General features: G+C 63.7%; 19 protein-coding genes. 8 read left to right on the forward strand and 11 right to left on the reverse strand.

Features of this window, described 5'->3' with window-relative positions:
- Nucleotides 1-30 precede the first annotated feature (30 nt).
- The 6 genes from RS83_RS11175 to RS83_RS11200 form a co-directional block, all read right to left on the reverse strand.
- Nucleotides 31-1,416, reverse strand: a complete 1,386-nt coding sequence (locus RS83_RS11175) for an aspartate aminotransferase family protein (RefSeq protein WP_045279605.1) — start codon at nt 1,414-1,416, stop codon at nt 31-33.
- Nucleotides 1,413-1,880: an Lrp/AsnC family transcriptional regulator gene (locus RS83_RS11180; protein WP_045279606.1), complete on the reverse strand. Its 468-nt coding sequence runs from the start codon at nt 1,878-1,880 to the stop codon at nt 1,413-1,415. The genes RS83_RS11175 and RS83_RS11180 overlap by 4 nt, the downstream gene beginning before the upstream one ends.
- A gap of 87 nt (nt 1,881-1,967) precedes the next feature.
- A complete protein-coding gene (locus RS83_RS11185; protein WP_045279607.1) occupies nt 1,968-3,131 on the reverse strand; it encodes an acyl-CoA dehydrogenase family protein in 1,164 nt (387 codons plus the stop codon).
- Entirely contained in the window at nt 3,128-3,886 is a 759-nt protein-coding gene (locus RS83_RS11190) for an alpha/beta fold hydrolase (RefSeq protein WP_045279608.1), read from the reverse strand. Before RS83_RS11190 ends, RS83_RS11185 begins: the two co-directional genes overlap by 4 nt.
- A 47-nt stretch (nt 3,887-3,933) precedes the next feature.
- The gene (locus RS83_RS11195; protein WP_045279609.1) at nt 3,934-4,854 is read right to left on the reverse strand and encodes a sugar kinase; all 921 of its coding nucleotides are present in this window, start codon (nt 4,852-4,854) and stop codon (nt 3,934-3,936) included.
- Nucleotides 4,851-6,059 (reverse strand): MFS transporter, encoded by a 1,209-nt coding sequence (locus RS83_RS11200; RefSeq protein ID WP_197072112.1) that lies wholly within the window; start codon nt 6,057-6,059, stop codon nt 4,851-4,853. Before RS83_RS11200 ends, RS83_RS11195 begins: the two co-directional genes overlap by 4 nt.
- Nucleotides 6,060-6,426: 367 nt before the next feature.
- Here RS83_RS11200 and nrdH point away from each other — a divergent pair, with 367 nt between their 5' ends.
- Genes nrdH through nrdF form a run of 4 tightly spaced genes read left to right on the forward strand, consistent with a single transcriptional unit; the run spans nt 6,427 to nt 10,317 of the window.
- Nucleotides 6,427-6,660 (forward strand): glutaredoxin-like protein NrdH, encoded by a 234-nt coding sequence (gene nrdH, locus RS83_RS11205; RefSeq protein WP_045279611.1) that lies wholly within the window; start codon nt 6,427-6,429, stop codon nt 6,658-6,660.
- Between the two features lie 36 nt (nt 6,661-6,696).
- On the forward strand, nt 6,697-7,146 hold the full coding sequence (gene nrdI / locus RS83_RS11210) for a class Ib ribonucleoside-diphosphate reductase assembly flavoprotein NrdI (RefSeq protein ID WP_045279612.1): 450 nt from the start codon (nt 6,697-6,699) through the stop codon (nt 7,144-7,146).
- Nucleotides 7,143-9,287, forward strand: a complete 2,145-nt coding sequence (gene nrdE / locus RS83_RS11215) for a class 1b ribonucleoside-diphosphate reductase subunit alpha (protein ID WP_045279613.1) — start codon at nt 7,143-7,145, stop codon at nt 9,285-9,287. Before nrdI ends, nrdE begins: the two co-directional genes overlap by 4 nt.
- 49 nt (nt 9,288-9,336) lie before the next feature.
- Nucleotides 9,337-10,317 carry a class 1b ribonucleoside-diphosphate reductase subunit beta gene (gene nrdF / locus RS83_RS11220; protein WP_045279614.1) on the forward strand — a complete coding sequence of 327 codons (981 nt, stop codon included), beginning with the start codon at nt 9,337-9,339 and terminating at the stop codon, nt 10,315-10,317.
- Between the two features lie 504 nt (nt 10,318-10,821).
- Here the strand turns inward: nrdF and RS83_RS11225 are convergent.
- Nucleotides 10,822-11,391: a recombinase family protein gene (locus tag RS83_RS11225; RefSeq protein ID WP_045279615.1), complete on the reverse strand. Its 570-nt coding sequence runs from the start codon at nt 11,389-11,391 to the stop codon at nt 10,822-10,824.
- A gap of 175 nt (nt 11,392-11,566) precedes the next feature.
- Nucleotides 11,567-12,301, reverse strand: coding sequence for a hypothetical protein (locus RS83_RS11230; protein ID WP_156153181.1), 735 nt, complete (start codon nt 12,299-12,301; stop codon nt 11,567-11,569).
- A 219-nt stretch (nt 12,302-12,520) separates the two neighbouring features.
- On the opposite strand from RS83_RS11230, the gene RS83_RS11235 reads away from it, so the two are divergent.
- Together RS83_RS11235 and RS83_RS11240 are read left to right on the forward strand one after the other, a co-directional pair.
- On the forward strand, nt 12,521-13,714 hold the full coding sequence (locus tag RS83_RS11235) for an ATP-binding protein (protein WP_231587768.1): 1,194 nt from the start codon (nt 12,521-12,523) through the stop codon (nt 13,712-13,714).
- Between the two features lie 47 nt (nt 13,715-13,761).
- A complete protein-coding gene (locus tag RS83_RS11240) occupies nt 13,762-15,072 on the forward strand; it encodes a DUF6414 family protein (protein WP_045279617.1) in 1,311 nt (436 codons plus the stop codon).
- Between the two features lie 290 nt (nt 15,073-15,362).
- Here the strand turns inward: RS83_RS11240 and RS83_RS18790 are convergent, their stop codons facing one another.
- Together RS83_RS18790 and RS83_RS11250 are read right to left on the reverse strand one after the other, a co-directional pair.
- Nucleotides 15,363-16,349, reverse strand: coding sequence for a hypothetical protein (locus tag RS83_RS18790; RefSeq protein ID WP_156153182.1), 987 nt, complete (start codon nt 16,347-16,349; stop codon nt 15,363-15,365).
- A gap of 304 nt (nt 16,350-16,653) precedes the next feature.
- Entirely contained in the window at nt 16,654-17,223 is a 570-nt protein-coding gene (locus RS83_RS11250; RefSeq protein ID WP_045279619.1) for a hypothetical protein, read from the reverse strand.
- A gap of 130 nt (nt 17,224-17,353) precedes the next feature.
- Between RS83_RS11250 and RS83_RS19260 the strand changes: the two genes are divergently transcribed.
- Nucleotides 17,354-17,590, forward strand: a complete 237-nt coding sequence (locus RS83_RS19260; RefSeq protein WP_231587769.1) for a DUF2188 domain-containing protein — start codon at nt 17,354-17,356, stop codon at nt 17,588-17,590.
- Between the two features lie 405 nt (nt 17,591-17,995).
- On the opposite strand, the gene RS83_RS11255 is transcribed toward RS83_RS19260, so the two are convergent.
- On the reverse strand, nt 17,996-18,640 hold the full coding sequence (locus RS83_RS11255; RefSeq protein ID WP_045279620.1) for a TetR/AcrR family transcriptional regulator: 645 nt from the start codon (nt 18,638-18,640) through the stop codon (nt 17,996-17,998).
- Nucleotides 18,641-18,797: 157 nt separating this feature from the next.
- Between RS83_RS11255 and RS83_RS11260 the strand changes: the two genes are divergently transcribed.
- On the forward strand, nt 18,798-20,135 hold the full coding sequence (locus RS83_RS11260) for an ABC transporter substrate-binding protein (protein ID WP_045279621.1): 1,338 nt from the start codon (nt 18,798-18,800) through the stop codon (nt 20,133-20,135).

A 20,135-nucleotide genomic window follows, 5' to 3' on the forward strand; every position in this document is an offset into this window, starting at 1 on the left:
CGGGCCCGGCTCAGCGAACCGTTCGCGCGCTCAGAGCACCGCCTGCGCGCGCGTCAGCACATCTCGCAGGATCTGCTCGATCTCGCGGAACTCGGGCTGCCCGATCGTCAGCGGCGGCGCCAGCTGGATCACGGGGTCGCCACGGTCATCCGCTCGGCAGTACAGACCGGCTTCGAACAGCGCGGGGGAGAGGAAGCCTCGCAGCAGCCGCTCGGACTCCGCGTCGTCGAACGTCTCCTTGGTGCCCTTGTCCTTCACGAGCTCGATGCCGAAGAAGTACCCGTCGCCGCGCACATCGCCGACCAGCGGCAGGTCGAGGAGCTTCTCGAGTTCGGCTCGGAACAGCGGGGAGTTCTCACGGACGCGCTGGTTCAGGCCCTCCTCGTCGAAGATCGCGAGGTTCTCGAGCGCGACCGCTGCTGAGACCGGGTGGCCACCGAACGTGTATCCGTGCGGGAACGACATGTCGCCGTGCGAGAAGGGCTCGTAGATGCGGTCGCTGACGATGGTCGCACCGATGGGGGAGTATCCGCTGGTCATGCCCTTGGCGCACGTGATCATGTCGGGCACGTAGCCGAGTCCGGTGCAGGCGAACGTGTGACCGAGACGACCGAAGGCGCAGATGACCTCGTCGGACACGAGCAGGACATCGTGGCGATCGCAGATCTCGCGGACGCGTGCGAAGTAACCGGGAGGGGGCGGGAAGCACCCGCCGGAGTTCTGCACCGGCTCCAGGAAGACGGCCGCGACGGTGTCGGCTCCCTCGAACAGGATCATCTCCTCGATGCGGTCGGCGGCCCAGCGTCCGAACGCCTCTTCGTCGTCAGCGGGCGCTCCCATCTCGGCGGCGCGGTAGAAGTTGGTGTTCGGCACCCGGAATCCGCCAGGCGCGACCGGTTCGAACATCGACTTCATGGCAGGGATGCCGGTGATCGCGAGCGCACCGTGCGGGGTGCCGTGGTAGGCGACGGAGCGCGAGATCACCTTGTGCTTCGTGGGCTTGCCCATGAGCTTCCAGTAGTGCTTCGCGAGCTTCAGCGCGGTCTCGACCGCTTCGCCGCCGCCGGTGGAGAAGAAGACCCGGTTGAGGTCGCCAGGGGCCTCGTCGGCGAGGCGGTCGGCGAGCTCGATCGCGGCGGGGTGCGCGTACGACCAGAGCGGGAAGAACGCCAGCTCCGACGCCTGGCGGGCTGCGGTCTCGGCGAGTCTGCGGCGGCCGTGTCCGGCGTTCACGACGAACAGGCCGGCGAGACCGTCGAAGTACTGCTTGCCCTTGGCATCCCAGATGTGGTGCCCATCACCCTTGACGATGATCGGCACACCCGACTTCTCCATCGTCGACTGGCGGGTGAAGTGCATCCAGAGATGGTCTTTGGCCATCGCCTGGAGTTCGGCTTCGTTGCGTGTGGTGCTCATCTGGTCCCCCAGTTGTAGAGCTGCTTCTGCAGCTTGGCGTAGATGAAGGTCTCGGTCGACAGCACGCCGTCGATCGGACGGATGACGTCGTTGATGAGTGCGAGCAGGCCTTCGTCGTCCTCGCACACGACCTCGGCGAGCACGTCGAAGGCGCCGACAGTGATCACGACGTAGTCGATCGCGTCGACGTCGGCGATCGCCTCGGCGACGACACGGGCGTCGCCCGAGGTGCGGATGCCGATCATCGCCTGACGGTGGAAGCCGAGCTGCATCGGGTCGGTGACGGCGACGATCTGCATGATCCCGGACTCGGTGAGCCGCTGCACGCGCTGCCGCACCGCCGCCTCGCTCAGCCCGACGACGCGACCGATGTCGGAGTAGGAGCGGCGTCCGTCTTCCTGGAGGAGCTCGATGATCGTCTTCGAGACGTCATCCAGCGAGGGATGCTTCTTCGTCGCACTCATGGTGCGATCTTCGCATTCGTGAGGACGTTCAGCAACCGATTCCGCGCTTTGCGTTGTCTGTGCCGACGGAATCGTCAGGATGTGCGTTCAGGAATCCAGCGGGCCCAGCCAGGCACTTGCCGCGGTGGCGTGGGCCGATTCGGGGTCGGACGGGTGAAAGGCCCCGGCGAGCACGTCGCGGTAGAGGCGGGAGAGCTCGTTGGAGGAGAAGTACGAGCCGCCGCCGGCGACCAGCATGGCCTGGTCGACCACATGCTTCGCCATCGTGATCGCACGGTGCTTGACGCCGGACAGCTGCGTGAACCATCTGGCGCCGTGATCGACGCGCTCGTCGACGTCGCGGGCGAGGGCGGCGATCTGCGGAGGCAGTGCGTCGTAGGCGAGTGCCATGTCGGCGATCCGCCAGCGGATGTCGGGATCCTGGCTGTACGTCGCGCCCGTCTTCTTGGAACGTCGCGTGGCCGCCGTCTGCACTGCCACGTCGAGGGCTCGCCGAGCGATGCCGGTGTACACCGAGGCGAGCAGGATCTCGAAGACGCTGAAGATGCCGAACACGATCGGGTCCGGATTCGGACCCGGATCGATGCGACGGACCACGTGCTCCGGCGCGGCCTGCGCGCCAGCGAGCCGCGTCGTCCGGCTCTGGGTGCCGCGCATGCCGAGGGTGTCCCAGTCGTCCGAAGTCGTCACGGCATCCGTGCGCTCCACGAACGCGAACACGAGCTTCGGCGCATCGTCGCTCGTGGTGTCGAGGCCGTGCAGCCCGAGGCGGGTCCACACCGGGGCGAGCGAGGTGAAGATCTTGGTGCCGGTGAACGCGTACCCGCCGTCCTGGAGCGGCGCGGCATCCGTGTCGCTGCCGAACAGCACGAGGTCGTTGCCGCCCTCGCTGATCCCGAAAGCGAACACCTCGCCGGCGACGGCGCCGTCCTGCACGAACTCCAGCCCGGGCACTCCGCGATCGGAGAACACCTTTGCCACACCGGTCCACACCAGGTGCATGTTGATCGCGAGGGCGGTCGCCGGGGCAGCGGTCGCGAGACGCTGCTGCAGGATCGCTGCCTCGGCGAGTCCGAGTCCGGCGCCGCCGCGTTCGGCCGGCACGAGGATCGACAGGTACCCGGCGGCACGCAGTTCGTCGAGGTCCTGCTGCGGGAAGGTGTTCTCCCGGTCGTGGATGGGGGCGCGTTCACGGATGCGCTCGAGCAGGTCGTCCGGCAGGAACACCGCAGGATCGAACACACCGCTCACGGCAGCACCCCCAGGAGCTGCCGGATGGATTCCTCCGGCCTGTCGCGGTGCACCGAGTGGCCGGCTCCCTCGACGACCGACATCGTGATGCCTGGGTTCGATGCGAGCACGTCGTCGGCGAGTTCGCCGGTGAAGATGCTGTACACCGCAGGGTCCGCAGCGATCACGTGCGTCGGTACGGTCAGCGTCTTCGCCTCAGCACGCACATCCCACGGCTGGTTCTGCACGCTGGTCTGCTCGACGGCCCAGGCGCTGGCGCGGAGCACGGCATCCACCTTCAGCTCCTGGTCCTGCGGGTGCCAGTGCGGATGCTCCTGCTGCACGACCTCGAGACGGGCATCGGCGAAGGCGCGCACCTGGCTCCTGCGCACGACGTTCGCGTCGTGGCCGGAGACGTGGATCGCCGGATCGATGAGCACGAGTCTGCGAGTCCAGTCCGGGGCGGATGCCGCGGCGACGACGCTCGATCCACCGCCGAGGGAGTGCCCGATCACGGCATCCCAGCTCCCGCCGCCGTCCGGCCGGGTCGACGCGAGGTCGGCACCGTAGGCGGCGAGCGAGTAGTCGAGTGCGCGCGGGGCGTCGCCGTGCCCGCGAAGATCGATCGCGACGGCGTGCCATCCGGCGGTCGCGAGCGCGTCGCCGAGACGCCACATCAGCGCACCGGACGACCCGAGTCCGTGCACCAGGAGGGCGCGTCGTGAGGCCGTCGGATCGCCCCAGGCGAGGCGGGGCAGCGAGAGGGGTGCGGGCATGCTCTCAGCCTACGACCGCGCCCTGGCCCGCAGGCGATCGAGGCGGTTCAGGCGACGGGTTCGAGAGGCGGCAGGTCGGCCGCGATCGTCAGCACGCGCTCGGCGGCGGCGTGGCCGGCCGAGAGGCAGGAAGCGAGGTCGGCCCCGTCCAGCGTCGCGGCCAGGAACCCGGAGGCGAAGGCATCCCCGGCCCCGACCGGCTCGACGACGTCGACCACCGGTGCCGGTACGAAGACGGGATCAGCGTCGCCGTCGTAGGCGGTGGCACCGATGTCGCCGTCCTTCACGACGAGCAGTGCGCAGTGGGGCAGGAAGGCGCGGATCTCCGCAGGCGTGGCGGTTCCCCAGATCCGCTCGGCCTCGTCGCGCCCGACGAAGGCGATGTCGGCAGCATCCGCGAGGCGGGCCAGCGTCTCCGCAGCATCCGCCATGCTCCACAGCGGGCGCCGATCGTTGACGTCGAATGAGACCAGCGCGCCGGCGGCACGAGCGTCGGCGTACAGCCGGTCGACCATCTCGCGGCAGGACGGGGAGAGCGCAGGAGTGATGCCGGTGGTGTGGACGATGCGCACGCCCTCGAGCCGCTCGGAAGAGAGGAAGGCGGTCTCCATGCGGGAGGCAGCCGAGCCGCGGCGGTAGTAGTAGACGGATGACGACTCGACGCCGGGATCCTTGAACATCACACCGGTCGGGGCGTCGGCGTCGCGTTCGACCCACAGCTCGACGCGTCGGCGCTCGAGCTCGGACGCGATGCGGTCACCGAGGGGGTCAGCTCCGAGGCGGGATGCCCACACCACGCGGTGCCCGGTGGCTGCGACGCCCGCGGCCACGTTGGATTCCGCCCCCGCGAGCCCGACCGTCGCCGCTGTGGCCTCCGCGAGGCCGGTGCCGCTCGGCGTGATCAGTGCCATGGTCTCGCCGACGCAGACGATCTCAGGAGCTGAGGTCAGGGGAGGGAGGGGGTTCATGAGGGGGTGACCGCCAGGGGTTCGGTGTCGGGACGAGGGCTCGCGTCGCGGTGACGCAAGTCGGGGAAGGAGCGGACGAACACGATCGACACGACGAGTCCGGCCGCCGCGAACAGTGTCGCAGCGAGGTAGGCGCCGCGCCAATCGCCGGCGTCGACGAGGAACCCGGCGACGGCGGATCCGGCTGCAGCGCCGATCAGCTGACCGGTGCCGGCCCAGCCGAAGGCCTCGGCGGTCTCACTGAACTTCACGCTGGCCGAGGTGATCGCGAACAGCACCGCGAGGGCCGGTGCGATGCCGATGCCCGCGAGGATCAGCGTGCCGCCCAGCCAGAACACGTTGAGCATGACCATCGTGAGCGCAAGGCCCACCGTGACGATGAGCAGGCGGCGAGCCATCGCCCACGGACCGATCGGGATGTGTCCGAACGTGAGACCGCCGGCCAGGCTGCCCACCGCGAACACGGCCAGCACGACACCGGCGGTGAGGCTGCCGTGCTCGAACGTCGACACCACACCGACCTCGACGGCCGAACAGGCCCCGATCAGCAGGAAGCCGATCACGGTCGCCAGCATCACCGGGGGTTTGAGGACGACCTTCCCGAAGGCGTTGCGGCTGCGCGGGATGCGCACGCGCCCGACCTCGGGAGACAGGATGAACCATGCCCCGCCGCCGACGAGGATGATCGCGACCAGGACCAGCCCCTCGCTCGTGCCCACCTGAGTGGAGACGAGGGTGATCACGACCGGGGCGAGGACCCAGATGATCTCCTGCAGCGAGGCGTCGAGCGAGAACAGGGGAGTGAGCTGGCTGGAGTTCACGAGCTTCGGGTAGATGGTGCGCACCGCCGACTGGATCGGCGGGGTCGAGAGTCCCGCCACCATCCCCAGCGCCATGTAACCGGGCAGGTTCAACGGCAGCAGGGCGAGGCCGAGCACGGCGAGCACGCACACCGCGAGGGTGAGGGTGAGCACGCGGCGCATGCCCCAGTTGCCCATCCATCGGCTCGTGACGGGACCGGCGACGGCCTGGCCGACACTCGTCGCGGCGAGCACGAGACCGGCGGAGCCGTACGAGCCGGTCTGCTGCTCGACGTGCAGCAGGATCGCCAAGGACGACATCCCGTTGGGGAAGCGCGCGGTCAGCTGCGCCGCGATCATGCGCGCCACTCCGGGCGTGCGAAGAAGATCCTGATATCCCGCCACCTCACAACGGTACCGGCAGGGTGCGACGGACGCCGAAGCGGGGGTGTTCACGACACGCCGCCGACACGCCGAGGGCCAGTTTCCACAGGAATCCGAATGTCCGAGGTCGCCCCTATCGTGCCCCCTGTGGATGGATCGCTCACAGGCGTCTCCCAGCCGCGATTTCTCGCGGTTCGAGACCCCTTCCAGGGGGTCTCAGCCTGTGGAAGAAACGGTGGAGAACCTGTGTTGTATCTGGGGAGAGCGGTGGAAAACTACACGGATGTAACTACTAGCCCTTGTGGTCACACCCAATGTCCGTACCTATATGTAGTATTGAAGTCCCGGCGGCGGACTGCCGGGAAACCATGAGATTTGAGGGGATCAGATGTCGATCACGGTCTACACGAAGCCGTCCTGCGTCCAGTGCAACGCGACCTACCGCGCGCTCGACGCCAAGGGCATCGAGTACGAGATCCACGACCTGTCGGAAGACCCGACGGCCCTGGAGCAGGTCAAGGCGCTGGGCTACATGCAGGCACCGGTCGTCGTCACCGACGAGGACCACTGGTCGGGCTTCCGTCCCGACAAGATCAACGAGCTCGCGACCCGTCTCGCCTGAGCCTTCGACAGGCTCAGGAACCCAAGGGAGAGAGCTATGAGCGCCGTCGCGACTGCAGCGCCGCTCCTGGTCTACTTCTCGAGCGTCTCGGGCAACACTGCCCGATTCGTCGAGAAGCTCGACCTCCCGGCACGGCGCATCCCGCTTCAGCGCACAGACGGAGACCTCGTCATCGACGAGCCGTTCGTGCTGATCACTCCCACCTACGGCGGGGGCGAGGGGCGGGGCGTCGAACGAGGTGCGGTTCCCAAGCAGGTGATCCGGTTCCTCAACGACGAGCGCAATCGGCGCCACATCCGCGGAGTCATCTCTGCGGGAAACACGAATTTCGGCGACTCCTTCTGTCTCGCCGGTGACATCATCAGCCGCAAGTGTGAGGTGCCCCACTTGTATCGGCTCGAAATCTTCGGCACACAAGACGATGTAGATCGCGTGAGCGACGGATTGGAGCGACGGTGGGTAGCGCAGTTGAAGAGCAGGCGGTGACCGAGCAGGTGGCCTTCAAGATCAACCCCGGGTACGAGGGCCTCGATTACCACGCGCTGAACGCGATGCTGAATCTGTACGACGCGAACGGCAAGATCCAGTTCGACGCCGACAAGCGCGCAGCGCGGGAGTACTTCCTGCAGCACGTGAACCAGAACACGGTGTTCTTCCACTCGCTCAAGGAGCGCCTGGACTACCTCGTGGAGAAGGAGTACTACGAGGGTGCCGTCATCGAGAAGTACTCGATGGAGTTCATCCAGAAGCTCAACGATCTCGCCTACGGCAAGAAGTTCCGCTTCGAGACGTTCCTCGGCGCGTTCAAGTACTACACGAGCTACACGCTGAAGACCTTCGACGGCAAGCGCTACCTCGAGCGCTTCGAGGACCGCGTCGTCATGACCGCCCTCGGCCTCGCCGACGGCGACGAGAAGCTCGCTGTCGCTCTGGTCGAGGAGATCATCTCCGGCCGGTTCCAGCCGGCGACCCCGACCTTCCTGAACGCGGGCAAGGCACAGCGCGGCGAGCTCGTCAGCTGCTTCCTGCTGCGCATCGAAGACAACATGGAGTCGATCGCCCGCGGCATCAACTCCGCGCTGCAGCTCTCCAAGCGCGGCGGCGGCGTTGCACTGCTGCTGTCGAACATCCGCGAGTCGGGTGCGCCGATCAAGCAGATCGAGAACCAGTCCTCCGGCATCATCCCCGTGATGAAGCTCCTCGAAGACAGCTTCAGCTACGCGAACCAGCTGGGTGCGCGTCAGGGTGCTGGTGCGGTGTACCTCAACGCGCACCACCCCGACATCATGCGCTTCCTCGACACCAAGCGTGAGAACGCCGACGAGAAGATCCGCATCAAGACGCTGTCGCTCGGCGTCGTCGTCCCCGACATCACGTTCGAGCTCGCGAAGAACGACGAGGACATGTACCTGTTCTCGCCGTACGACGTCGAGAAGGTCTACGGCGTTCCCTTCGGCGATATCTCGGTCACCGAGAAGTACCGCGAGATGGTCGACAACCCTCGGATCAAGAAGACGAAGATCAACGCGCGCGAGTTCTTCCAGACCGTCGCCGAGATCCAGTTCGAGTCCGGCTACCCGTACGTCATGTTCGAGGACACGGTCAACAAGGCCAACCCGATCAAGGGTCGGATCAACATGTCCAACCTCTGCAGCGAGATCCTGCAGGTGAACACGCCGACGACGTACAACGACGACCTGTCGTACGACAACATCGGCAAGGACATCTCCTGCAACCTCGGTTCGATGAACATCGCGCTGTCGATGGATGCCGATGACCTCGGTCAGACGGTCGAGACGGCGATCCGGGCGCTCACCGCGGTGAGCGACCAGAGCCACATCGGCTCGGTGCGTTCGATCGAGGACGGCAACGACCGGTCGCACGCGATCGGCCTCGGCCAGATGAACCTGCACGGCTACCTCGCTCGCGAGCACGTCTACTACGGCTCCGAAGAGGGCATCGACTTCACGAACATCTACTTCTACACGGTGCTGTTCCACGCGCTGCGTGCGTCGAACAACCTCGCGATCGAGCGCGGCACGACCTTCGACGGCTTCGAGGACTCGACCTACGCGAGCGGTGCGTTCTTCGACAAGTACATCGAGCGTGCCTGGGTCCCGGAGACCGAGAAGGTCAAGGAGCTCTTCGCCGGCAAGCACATCCCGACGCAGGACGACTGGGCGGAGCTGAAGGCTTCCATCCAGAAGCACGGCATCTACAACCAGAACCTGCAGGCGGTGCCGCCGACCGGCTCGATCTCGTACATCAACAACTCGACGTCGTCGATCCACCCGATCGCGTCGAAGATCGAGATCCGCAAGGAAGGCAAGCTCGGTCGCGTCTACTACCCGGCTGCGTTCATGACGAACGACAACCTGGAGTACTACCAGGACGCGTACGAGATCGGCTACGAGAAGGTCATCGACACCTACGCGGCTGCCACGCAGCACGTCGACCAGGGCCTGTCGCTGACGCTGTTCTTCAAGGACACCGCCACCACGCGTGACATCAACAAGGCGCAGATCTACGCATGGCGCAAGGGCATCAAGACGATCTACTACATCCGTCTGCGTCAGATGGCGCTCGAGGGAACCGACATGGCCGAGTGCGTCTCGTGCATGCTCTGACCCGCATTTCGACAAGCTCAGTGACCCAGTACTCAGAAACGGCGCACCGATGACCCCTCCCGAATCCCTCAAGCTGGTCGACCACGTGCAGGCGATCAACTGGAACCGCATCCAGGACGATAAGGACGTCGAGGTGTGGAACCGCCTCGTGAACAACTTCTGGCTGCCCGAGAAGATCCCGCTGTCCAACGACATCCAGTCATGGAACACGCTGACCGCTGATGAGCAGCTGCTCACGATGCGCGTGTTCACCGGCCTCACGCTGCTCGACACCGTGCAGGCCACGGTGGGCGCGGTCTCGCTGATCCCTGACGCGATCACCCCGCACGAGGAGGCCGTCTACACGAACATCGCGTTCATGGAGTCGGTGCACGCCAAGAGCTACTCCTCGATCTTCTCGACGCTCGCGTCGACGAAGGAGATCGATGAGGCGTTCCGGTGGTCGGTCGAGAACCCGAACCTTCAGAAGAAGGCTCAGATCGTCATGGACTTCTACCGCGGCGACAACCCGCTCAAGCGCAAGGTCGCCTCGACCCTGCTGGAGAGCTTCCTGTTCTACTCGGGCTTCTATCTGCCGATGCACTGGTCGAGCCGGGCGAAGCTCACGAACACGGCCGACCTGATCCGCCTCATCATCCGTGACGAGGCGGTGCACGGGTACTACATCGGGTACAAGTTCCAGAAGGGCCTCGAGAAGGTCACGCAGGCCGAGCGCGATGAGCTCAAGGACTACACGTTCTCGCTGCTCTACGAGCTCTACGACAACGAGGTGCAGTACACGCAGGACCTCTACGACGGCGTCGGTCTGACCGAGGACGTCAAGAAGTTCCTGCACTACAACGCCAACAAGGCGCTGATGAACCTCGGCTACGAGGCGATGTTCCCGTCGTCGGTCACGAACGTGAATCCGGCGATCCTGTCGGCGCTCTCCCCGAATGCCGACGAGAACCATGACTTCTTCTCTGGGTCTGGCTCGTCGTACGTCATCGGCAAGGCCGAGGCCACGGAAGACGACGACTGGGACTTCTGAGTCTCCTGTAGGTTCCGCGGAGATCGTGCAATAGCCATGTTCTACCTTGCAAAGGGACGCGGGATCATTCGATTCCGCGTCCCTTCTTGCAATTTCTCCTAGCTGACAAGCCCCGAAAGCTGGTGGTCTACGTGGTCCGCACGGCACGCAAGAGGCCAAACGAGCTCGTTGTCCCGTGGCCCAACGGTGTAACGACCGACGTGGCCGGGCGTGCGGCACAGGCCTTCGCTCTTGAACTTCGTCGATTAATAGGCGACGACTCGATACGATCCGTGGCGACATTGTGTGGCGTCAACCACGAAACTGTTCGAGGGATCCTAGAGGGCCGTGTGTGGCCAGACATGCACACCGTTGCACACCTAGAAGATGGTCTTGACTTTCCTTTGTGGCCCCGAAAAGCTCCAAATCGTGTATCAAAGCGGCACCTGATCCCGAAGCGCAAACCACTCGGGTTCTGACGCTGCGGCACGACGCCGCCGAGTAGCGCAACTTCCGCCTAGTCCGTCAGGCGCTACTGCTCGGCGGACGTCTGAGTTCTCGATAGATGGTGGACCGCGTGACGCCGAGTGCTGCGGCGATGTCATTGACGGAGGTCTCACCTGCGCTGAACGCGGAGCGAGCAAGGCGGGCTTGGTCGGGGGAGAGGGCGCGAGGGCGGCCGCCCACACGTCCTCTTGCGCGGGCGGATGCGAGCCCGGCGACGGTCCGTTCGCGAATGAGATCGCGTTCGAACTCCGCGAGCGCTGCGAAGACGTGGACGACAAGGCGGCCGCCGGCCGAGCTCGTGTCGATAGTCTCTCGGAGTGATCTGAGAGCGACGCCTCGGGATTGCAGGTCTTCAACGAGCTCAATGAGGTCGTGGACCGAGCGGCCTAAACGGTCGAGCCTCCAGACGACGACGGTATCGCCGGATCGGAGAAGGTCGAAGAGATGGGCGAGCTCAGGGCGCTCCCCACTCGCGGACGCCTTCTCCGTAAGGATCCGGTCGCAGCCCGCTTCGAGGAGCGCGTCGAACTGCATCTGCGAATTCTGTTCGCTCGTCGAGACTCTCGCGTAGCCAAAGACATGGCCCATGACGGAACTGTAGCGAAACTCGTGACCCGCGTCAGCTTTCGAACCATTGATTTCGAGACGGGTTGTGACACAGGCCAAGCGCACATTCGGCTCGAATCGGCGGAACCATGGGGGTGTCGCATAAACGGTCGTTATTGGCACAACCTGACGAACTCAGTTTCGTGTAAGGCGCTGCTCACGCGAGCGGTCGGGGAGTGTCAGTAGTAGGAGCCCGGTATTCCTCCCGCTTCTGGCGTCCCCGAGCTATCTTGTCGTCCTGCTTGCGGACGCGACGGCGCTCCATTGAAGCGAAGAGGGGAACGCTCATCACGCGCTCGAACACTGCGGTCGCGATGTTCTCTTCTCTCGGAGCAGGGAGGGGTGGCAGCACTCGTCCGCCGAGCTTTGGAAGGAGCTTGTCGTGCTCTCTTGCTTCAACTAGGCGATTCTTCCTGGCATCGCGGAGCCACCGGCGGCCACCAGAGTCCCGGAAAGCCACATAGACCTCGAATTTCGAGTCTATCGGTCGGTCGGTGTACTCGAGGCGTAGAGCTTTGCGAGGGGGTAGCATGCGATCATCTAGCGGACCAGCTCGGAATACTCGCACCTCTTCGTTCTCGAAAATGTAGATGGTTTGGACGTGGATGTCCGTCGTTCCGTTGTTTCGCAGGGTGATGTGCACGTACCCGAAGTCGGACGACCCGGTTCTACGCTCCATCGACATGATCCAGCCGATATCCGCGAACGCATAAAACGCATCTGCTTCAATGCGCTGGCGCTGCTCGCGTTCGTCCCGGAACAACTTGAGCGCCCAGAACAGGGCGAGGATCGTTCCGAGTGCACCGAACCACTCAGCGGTCGTCCCCCACTGCCAAAGGTCATAGCCGAAGAACTGCGCGACCGCATCCCACATGTTTGCCCACCACTGCACGCTCTGAGCGTAGTGTCTCAGTAGTACCTGTCTTTGCCGCCGACTGTCTCCCGACGTCACGAGCACCCGAATCGCGGCGGTGTCCGCGGTCAGTGTCATAGTGAGAACCGGCAGCCGGTCGTAGCGGGCCTGCATTGGCGCATCGCGTCGAAGCCAGAAGAGTTCGGCGGGGGATCAATGAGTGAAGTGACGTGGGGCGTGGGCGGAACGCTCGTGAGGGTGACCAGCATTGACCCGGTAAGCGGCACAATCTACTTTCGGGTGCGGAATGGGAACGACGGCTCCGTGACGAATCTTCCGGAATCCGATGATCTTCGTCCTGGTGACATCCTCATCATCGCCGCGGATGGCGAGTGGGATGTGCCTCCTGCAGACGTATGGTCCGAGACGTACGTTGTCGCCGTTGTGCGGAGTGTTCTGGACGATGGCACTGTTTTGGTAGACAACGGTGCAACTCTCAAGTCGGTGCGCAACGACCGCGAGGTCAAGGTTGAGGCGAACAACACGGTGGAGTACAGCGACATCGAAGGCGTCGTACGGGTCGTCTCGGAGACGCCGATCCGCAGCAGCCAGGGTGATGACGTCACTATCGACAGCGTGCGCGCAGAATACCTCTGGGATCACAAAGGTCTCGGTGCCGGTTTCAGCGACTTCGGTGGCTATCCGGAGGTGAAGGCGCGCGCCCAAGAGCTCATCGAGACCCAACTGGAGCGACGGAAGAAGCTGGACAAGATCAAGGCGCGTCCGGTGAAGGGGGTGCTGTTCACGGGACCGCCGGGAACAGGGAAGACACACCTCGCCCGGATCATCGCCCGCGAATCCAACGCTGAGTTCTTCTTGGTGAGCGGACCCACGGTCGTGAGTAAGTGGGTTGGTGACACAGAGGACACGCTTCGCAAAATCTTCGATGCAGCGACCTCAAGCAAGTCCGGCCGGGCAATCATTTTTTTCGATGAGATCGACAGCATCGCTGAGCGGCGGGGGGCCGATTCGCATGAGTCGTCGCGTCGTTTGGTTGCCCAGCTCCTCACGCTGATGGACGGCTATGACGACCGCGGCAAGAGCGTTATCGTCATCGCCGCAACAAACCGTGCTGAGGCGCTCGATCCTGCACTGCTGAGGCCGGGCCGTTTCGACTGGGAGATCCCGTTCGGCATGCCGACTTTGAGTGACCGCCTGGAGATCCTAAAGGTGCGGGCGAGTAAGCTCGTCACGTCTTCGGATCTTCCCCTTGAAGACGTCGCCACTCTCACTGAAGGCTGGTCGGCCGCCGAGTTGACAGCTATCTGGACCGAGGCCGCTCTCGTCGCGGCGGGTGACAATCGCGAGCGAATTGCCGGCGAGGATCTTGCAGTTGCGTACGAACGAGTGGCACGCAAGCCGCGGCGTTCGATCTCGGGGGAGGGTGAGTAATGGGTTGGCGACAGAGATGGCGTGCGTTTCGAAATCGTCCAGAACGCGTGGAACAGCCCGCGTCGAAAGCGGACACCGAGGAACGGGTACTGCGGGAGTTCGTCTATCTGGACGAAGTGAGTCTCCGCAGCCTCCTCTCCTCATTGACGGGCGATCTCCGCGACAGTGCTTCGGAGCAGTCTTCGGATGACCTGCAGGCGGAAGTGGCTGGTGCCGTCAAAGTGGGAAACGCGCTCACCGGCGTTGAAGGCAATCTGTCGTCTCGCTTCCAGACGAGTAACAGCAGCACCATCCAGACCTCTCGCAAGGCAACGGTGCAGTCGTGGTTCAAGCAGTTCCATGAGATGAAAGGCCTGCGGCTCATCGAGGTGACTCGGGCGAAAGCGCTAGCGATGGATGTCGATGCACTGCTGAGCACGACCGACAAATCGCTGCTTGTCGCTAGCGATGAGCTCACCCGTGGCGCGCTCGTCGAGTTCAGGGTCCGGCTGTCGGCTGACCCGGTTTACCGTCTGGGCACGATGGTCACCGAGTTTTCCGGGATGGCTGAGGACTATCCAGATATGTTCGGCCAAGGCGCGGCGCTCGAATCCCTTCGCGAAGCGCAGCCAGTCGGGAAAGTCCTCGACCGACTCCTCGTCGGTCTCGTGCCAATCCGTGCAGTCGCCGTCGACTATTCGGCGGTCACCGTCGACGGACGAAGGTTCGTTGCACACAACGACCTGCTGAAGGAGCTTCCCCTCACGCGTGAGTCGGTTCAGATCGTTGGCGTAACGGAGCAACTCGGCTACTGGAAGGACCTGCGACGGGTCCTCTTTTCCGAGGCCGAGGTCACTCTCCTGGGCCGTGTATCTCGGGCCGGACTCCAACCTGACTGGTCCCCTGTCAAGCTTGCAGATCTCTTCGAACAGTCGGCCCCGGGAGTCGTGGCGCAAATTAACGCGGCAGGCCGCCTGGGAACCCAGTTTGGTCGGGAAGCTCCCAAAGCTGAGGACTCCCGACTTTCAGTGGCGCTTCGTCACTACGCGGGCGCGATCCTCGACCACCGCAAGGTTGTGCTCACAGATGGTGAGCAGACGAGGCTTGACGAAGAGATCTCTCGTCATCGCGACAGAGCCGATTCAGTTTCCGAGCAACACGGAGCCTTCGCAGCACTCCGAATATTCGTCGCAGAACAGTTGGGTGCTTCCGTAGGAGCGCGACGTGAACTCGCCCTCCGTGAGAGCGCCCGGGCAGCCTCAGGTCTCCCACTGTTCCCTGCGATGTCGGGCGGACAAGCCGTGACGCGGGCGCCCGAGACGGTGGCGCCGGAGGCGGAGAACCTCGTCGATCTCGAAATCATTGCCATCTATTGGTGAACTGTCGAACCAATCAACGTTCATAGTCGACGTCCGTCCTTCGACAGCCATGCCGGGGGAAGGCGCTCAACGGGAGGGAAGACCAGACACCCAGTCGAATGGCTGGCTGGCCGTTCCTTCATGCTTTGGCAGAGCGCACACCCCCACTGTGTTAATTATCGATTCCGTACGCGTCACTTCGGAGACGATCCCTTGCGGGATGACCTGATGAGCGAGCAGGTGACGGGGACATGGCGGCGGATGCCATCAGCTGAGAGTCATCTAGGGCACGCCGCACTAATGCGCTGGATTCAGCCTTCCTTACTCAACCCGAAGTACCGCAGAGACTCAGCCAGTTTCTCCACAGGCTGCCGTCGTGCGCGCCACGACCACCACTCTTTTGCCACGCGGTGAGACGTGCGTTGTCGGTGCGACCGCTGAAGCAACTCGAAAGCAACATCATCGCCGGGGGTGAGGTCGTCGAGGCTTACGCTGTCGAGTCCCGCTCGCACAAGGGGGACGATGACCTCTCTGATGCCATCGCGTTCGCGAGCGTCCTCAAGTTCGGATCGGCGATTCTCGTGAAGCGCTCGGTATGCCGCTGACGACATCGAGATCATCTCATCCGACAGGTCCGCATCATCTTCGATTGCCGCGAGTGAACCGCTCTCGCCTCGACGCCATGCACGACCAACGTGGTCTCGAAATAGCAAGGAGGGCCTCGGCGTCCCAATCAGGTCCAGGAGACATTCCCCCTCACCTGCGAGGTGAAAGGCGTACCGTCCGCCAGGACCAATGCTCCAGTTGCCGAACTGCGGCTTCAGGATAATTTTCAACGTCATGACAGGCGTTACCTCATGGATCGGGAGCTCGGACCGGTTCTCAAGGACAAGTCGCGTTCCCCAGCACTCATCGAGCCGACGGCCGAGCAACAACGCCGCGAGGTGCTCGTCGTCATCCCAAGCGAGCAGGTGGTCAGGGCACGGCTCGAGCCACCAATGTACCTGGAGCGCTTGCTGTTTGAGTAGGAGCTGCGCTCGTTCGCGGGCTTCCTCTCTACGAGATCTTCGATCTCGGAAGTAGGTCGTGAGCGTTATGACGAGAGTCGCCAAGACGGCGCCGACTGTGCCCAGCGCGGTCAGCTTGTCTGCCCACGAGAGGCTCGGAGCGTCGGGCTCAGAGGCGAGCAGGGGGAGAGCGAGAGACAGAAGCAGCACTGTAAGCAGGCCTCCGAGTACGAGAATGGCTCGAAGGAGGATACGCGACCCCCGTCTCGGGATCGTCTTCTCATGGGTCACTCCCTCATGGTAGAAGGTGGTGGTGCTCCTCCTTCCCAAAGGTGTGTATTCCCGCTTATACAGATTGACGGTGCTAACGACCGGTTACCTCCACAAGCCCGAGGACACGCGCAGATCGCGTGCATATCGGCCTCGTGGCCCTAAGCGTTAAAAGTGGAAGAATCGAAGCAAGCACTGCGGAGAGAGAACTCCGGCAGCGCCAGCTTCCAAACCGACGACATCTGTGCGAGCTAGCTTACGATGCGGATTCGCGGCGGCCTCAGCGCCGGGCGCCGGCCGGGCCGCGGCGACCGTCGGAGAACTATCAGACGGTACTTTCGACCTCGGGGATCGCACGCAACACGATTGCTAGGTTGTTCGTGGCTTCCTCAAAATGTTCAACGAAAGAAGGATCGACGAGCAGACCGCTGGCCCGATGCACGATCTGGTTGCGAATCTCTTGCATGCGGCGCGCCGTGTCCTCTGTCTCCACACTCACGAGTCCGTCCTTGCGGAGTTGGCCGAAAAGTACTCCAAGGTTCGTGCCACCGTGCGCCATCCGTTGACGTACCGCAGCTGCACGTGCTTCAAGCTCCAGCTCGCTCCAGGCGATTAGCATTCGGCCGAGAAGCGACGCCGCAGGCTGTGGCTGCTGACGGATCAGGGCCGCGCCCAAGTCGGTTTGAAGCTCGGGGATCTTCTCCGATTCAGCAGCGACCTCTGACATTTCTTCGGCGAGGTCGGCCTCAACGCCCATCCCCTTGAACCGTCGAATACGGCCAACCAGCTTCCTGATCTCGGAGCGGAAGAACACCAGAAGACCAATAACTGTTACGGGCCACGCGATGACCTTCAGGTACTCGAGCACGGTGTCGAGCCAGTCCTGGAGTTCCATGACGTCAGTATGCCCGACGCCGACGACCGGCCGGTGCTGAGACCACGCTGAAGGCCCGGTGTGTCTAGCAGGTGTTACCTGCCGGGGGCCGTATCTTTCGCCCTAAGACGATGCAAAGGAAGTGATAGAAATGGCTAAAGACGGACAGCATGTCACACCGCGCGGCGACAAGTGGGCGTCGCAGCGTGCTGGTGCGAGCCGGGCATCGTCCCTGCACGACTCGCAGGCGCAGGCAATCGCTGCGTCTCGCGGCTACCTCGGCAACCGTGGCGGAGGTGAGTTGAACATTCACGGTCGAGATGGCGCGCGAAGGACACCATCAAGCCGGGCAACGACCCGCGCAGCACCCCGGGCTAGCCGGAGATGACGGCTGGGGAAGGTCGTCGTCATGATGGCGGCAGGGCATAAAGCGAGGCCCTGCCGCCATTCTCCGGTCCTCAATGTCTGAGTCGTTCGGTACGTTGCATCGGGGAGGGTTAGATGGCTGACGTTGCAGGAGTGGTGGGGAAGCTAGCGGCTCCGGTCGCTGCGAGCGGGTTCCGGCGTTTGCGGGTGAGCTTCGAAGTTCCCTGGCGCGTGCGGCGATTCTGTCGCAAGAATCTCCTTCCCATCCCCAGATACTGGGTGCTCCGGCGATTCCTGACTGCGGCAGCCGTGCTTGAGGTCTACAAGAGCGCTGATCCGTCGCGTCACCGTGAGCTCACCGCTGCGATGCAGTAAAAACCGAACATCTGGCACATATTGAGCGCAGTGTGCCAAAGGTCGGAGGTCGTCATGAATGGGCGGAAGCATCCATCCCCGTCAGCGCCTCGGGGACGGCCGACTCAAAGAACAAGACCATGGCGGCACTCATGTCCGCGGACGGGTCGATGAGCCACTGGAGCTGCACGCCGTCCCATGTTGCGATGAGGAGGCGGCCTAGCAAGTTTGCGTCGCGCTCAGGGTTGATGCGACCCTGCTTCTGGTCGTACGCGAAAGCGGCTGCAAGTTCCTGTGACTTGCGTTCGTAGCGGGTGACGAACCAGTCGTGCGCGGGGTGGGTCGGTGCTGACGATTCGGCCGCAAGGATCGCGAACAACCTCAGTAACTCCGGTCGTTCGACGCTGGAACGCACACGTTCGAGCGTTGCAGGAACGATGCCGCGCTCGATGCATGCCGCGTTGAAGTCGAAGGCCTCGTTGCCCGAAGTTGTCCCGTCGGACCTCTCCAAGACCGCCTCAAGAAGCTCGTACTTCGTGCCGAAGTGATGGACCACGCTGGTCAGGGCTACATCCAGTTGGCGGGCGATGTCTCGCAATGAACCGCCGTGGTAACCGTGCGTGCCGAACACCGTCGTCGCTGCATCCAGGATGTCGTTGGAGCGCTGAGCGGACTTGGCGTACGGTCCGCGGGTGCCAGCGGATTTCGGTCCAGTCATGAACGCGACCCTACCGACTTCCTTCACCCACGTCACGCCAGCGCGCCCCGACTCGCGCGTCGAAATGAAAATGTAGCACTTGTTCCAAATTCGATGTATGGTGACTTCACCAAGGGTGGCCCGCGTCCGGGCTTGCCATGTTCACAAGGAGGTTGACATGACTACACGCACGTTCCGCGCACGGCGAAGGGTCGTCGTTCTCGGCTCGTTCGTAGCCGCTTCGGCTCTGCTCGCCGGGTGCACCGGTGGAGGCGCCGGAGGGAGCAGTTCCGGAGACACCACGCTCGACGTCATGGTCGGAGCGCAGGATCTGTCGGAGGAGCAGATCGCAGCGTTCGAGAAGGACAACCCGGGCATCAAGATCAAGATCGTTCTGTACGACCTCACGCGCCTGAACACAATGCTCACGTCTGGGAACACGCCGGACATCGCGTTCGGAAACGCGGTCGGTAGCGCGAACTTCAACGCCCGCGGTCTGGCCACCGACCTCACGCCGTACCTCGAAAAGAGTGAGGTGCTGAAGGAAGACGACCTCCAGCCGGTGAACGACGCATTCCGTTGGGACGGCTCCAAGAGTGGTGAGGGCCCCATCTACGGCATCGTGAAGGACTGGAGCCAGGACAACGCGCTCTGGTACAACACGGCGCTGTTCGATGCCGCCGGCGTCCCGTACCTCAGCGACACGGAACCGATCACTTACGACGAACTTCTCGACATCTCGAAGAAGCTCTCCAAGTTCGAGGGCGGCACAACCACCGTCTACGGCCTGGGCATGGAGTGGCAGTGGAGCCTCTACGGTCCGCTCGCTGCGATGGTCGAGCAGCAGGGTGAGAGTCTGTTCAACGACGACCTGTCCGAGATCGACTTCACCTCTGACGCCGCTCAGAAGGCTCTCCAGTGGTTCGTCGACTACGGACAGTCAGGCGTCGGCCCGACGTCCCTCAACCCGCTCCCGGACGGTTCGGACTACTCGACCTTCGCCGCCGAGCGCATGGCAATCAGCCAGGACGGCTACTGGTTCGGGGGCAACTTCGCCGGCGACGACGCACTGAAGACGGTGCGTTTTGCACCCGCACCCACCATGGGCGACACCCCCGCAGCGATGAGCTTCGGCGGCGCGGGACTGTGGATTCCCGAGCAGGCGAAGGACAAGGACGCCGCCTGGAAGTTCATGGAGTACTTCATGGCGGGTGAGCCTGCCGAGGCGCGTGCCTCCAGCGGATGGGGCCTCCCGTCGCTGAAGTCCCTGTCGGACAAGCTGCCGCAGGAACAGCCGTTCCAGCAGCAGGCGTACACGGTCGTGCAGTCGCAGCTCGACAGCACCGTGCCGCTGCCCGACTCGCCCTACATCTCGGCGGGGCTGCTGCAGGACACCATCGACAAGTACCTGCAGCTTGCCATCAAGGGCGATCTCAGTGTCGAGGAGGCTGGCTCGCAGCTGACCGATGAGTTGAACGACGCGCTCGCCAAGGGCGTCGACCAGATCAAGGAGTAG

This window comes from Microbacterium oxydans (assembly GCF_000956525.1).
GTDB classification, from domain to species: Bacteria; Actinomycetota; Actinomycetes; order Actinomycetales; family Microbacteriaceae; genus Microbacterium; species Microbacterium oxydans_A.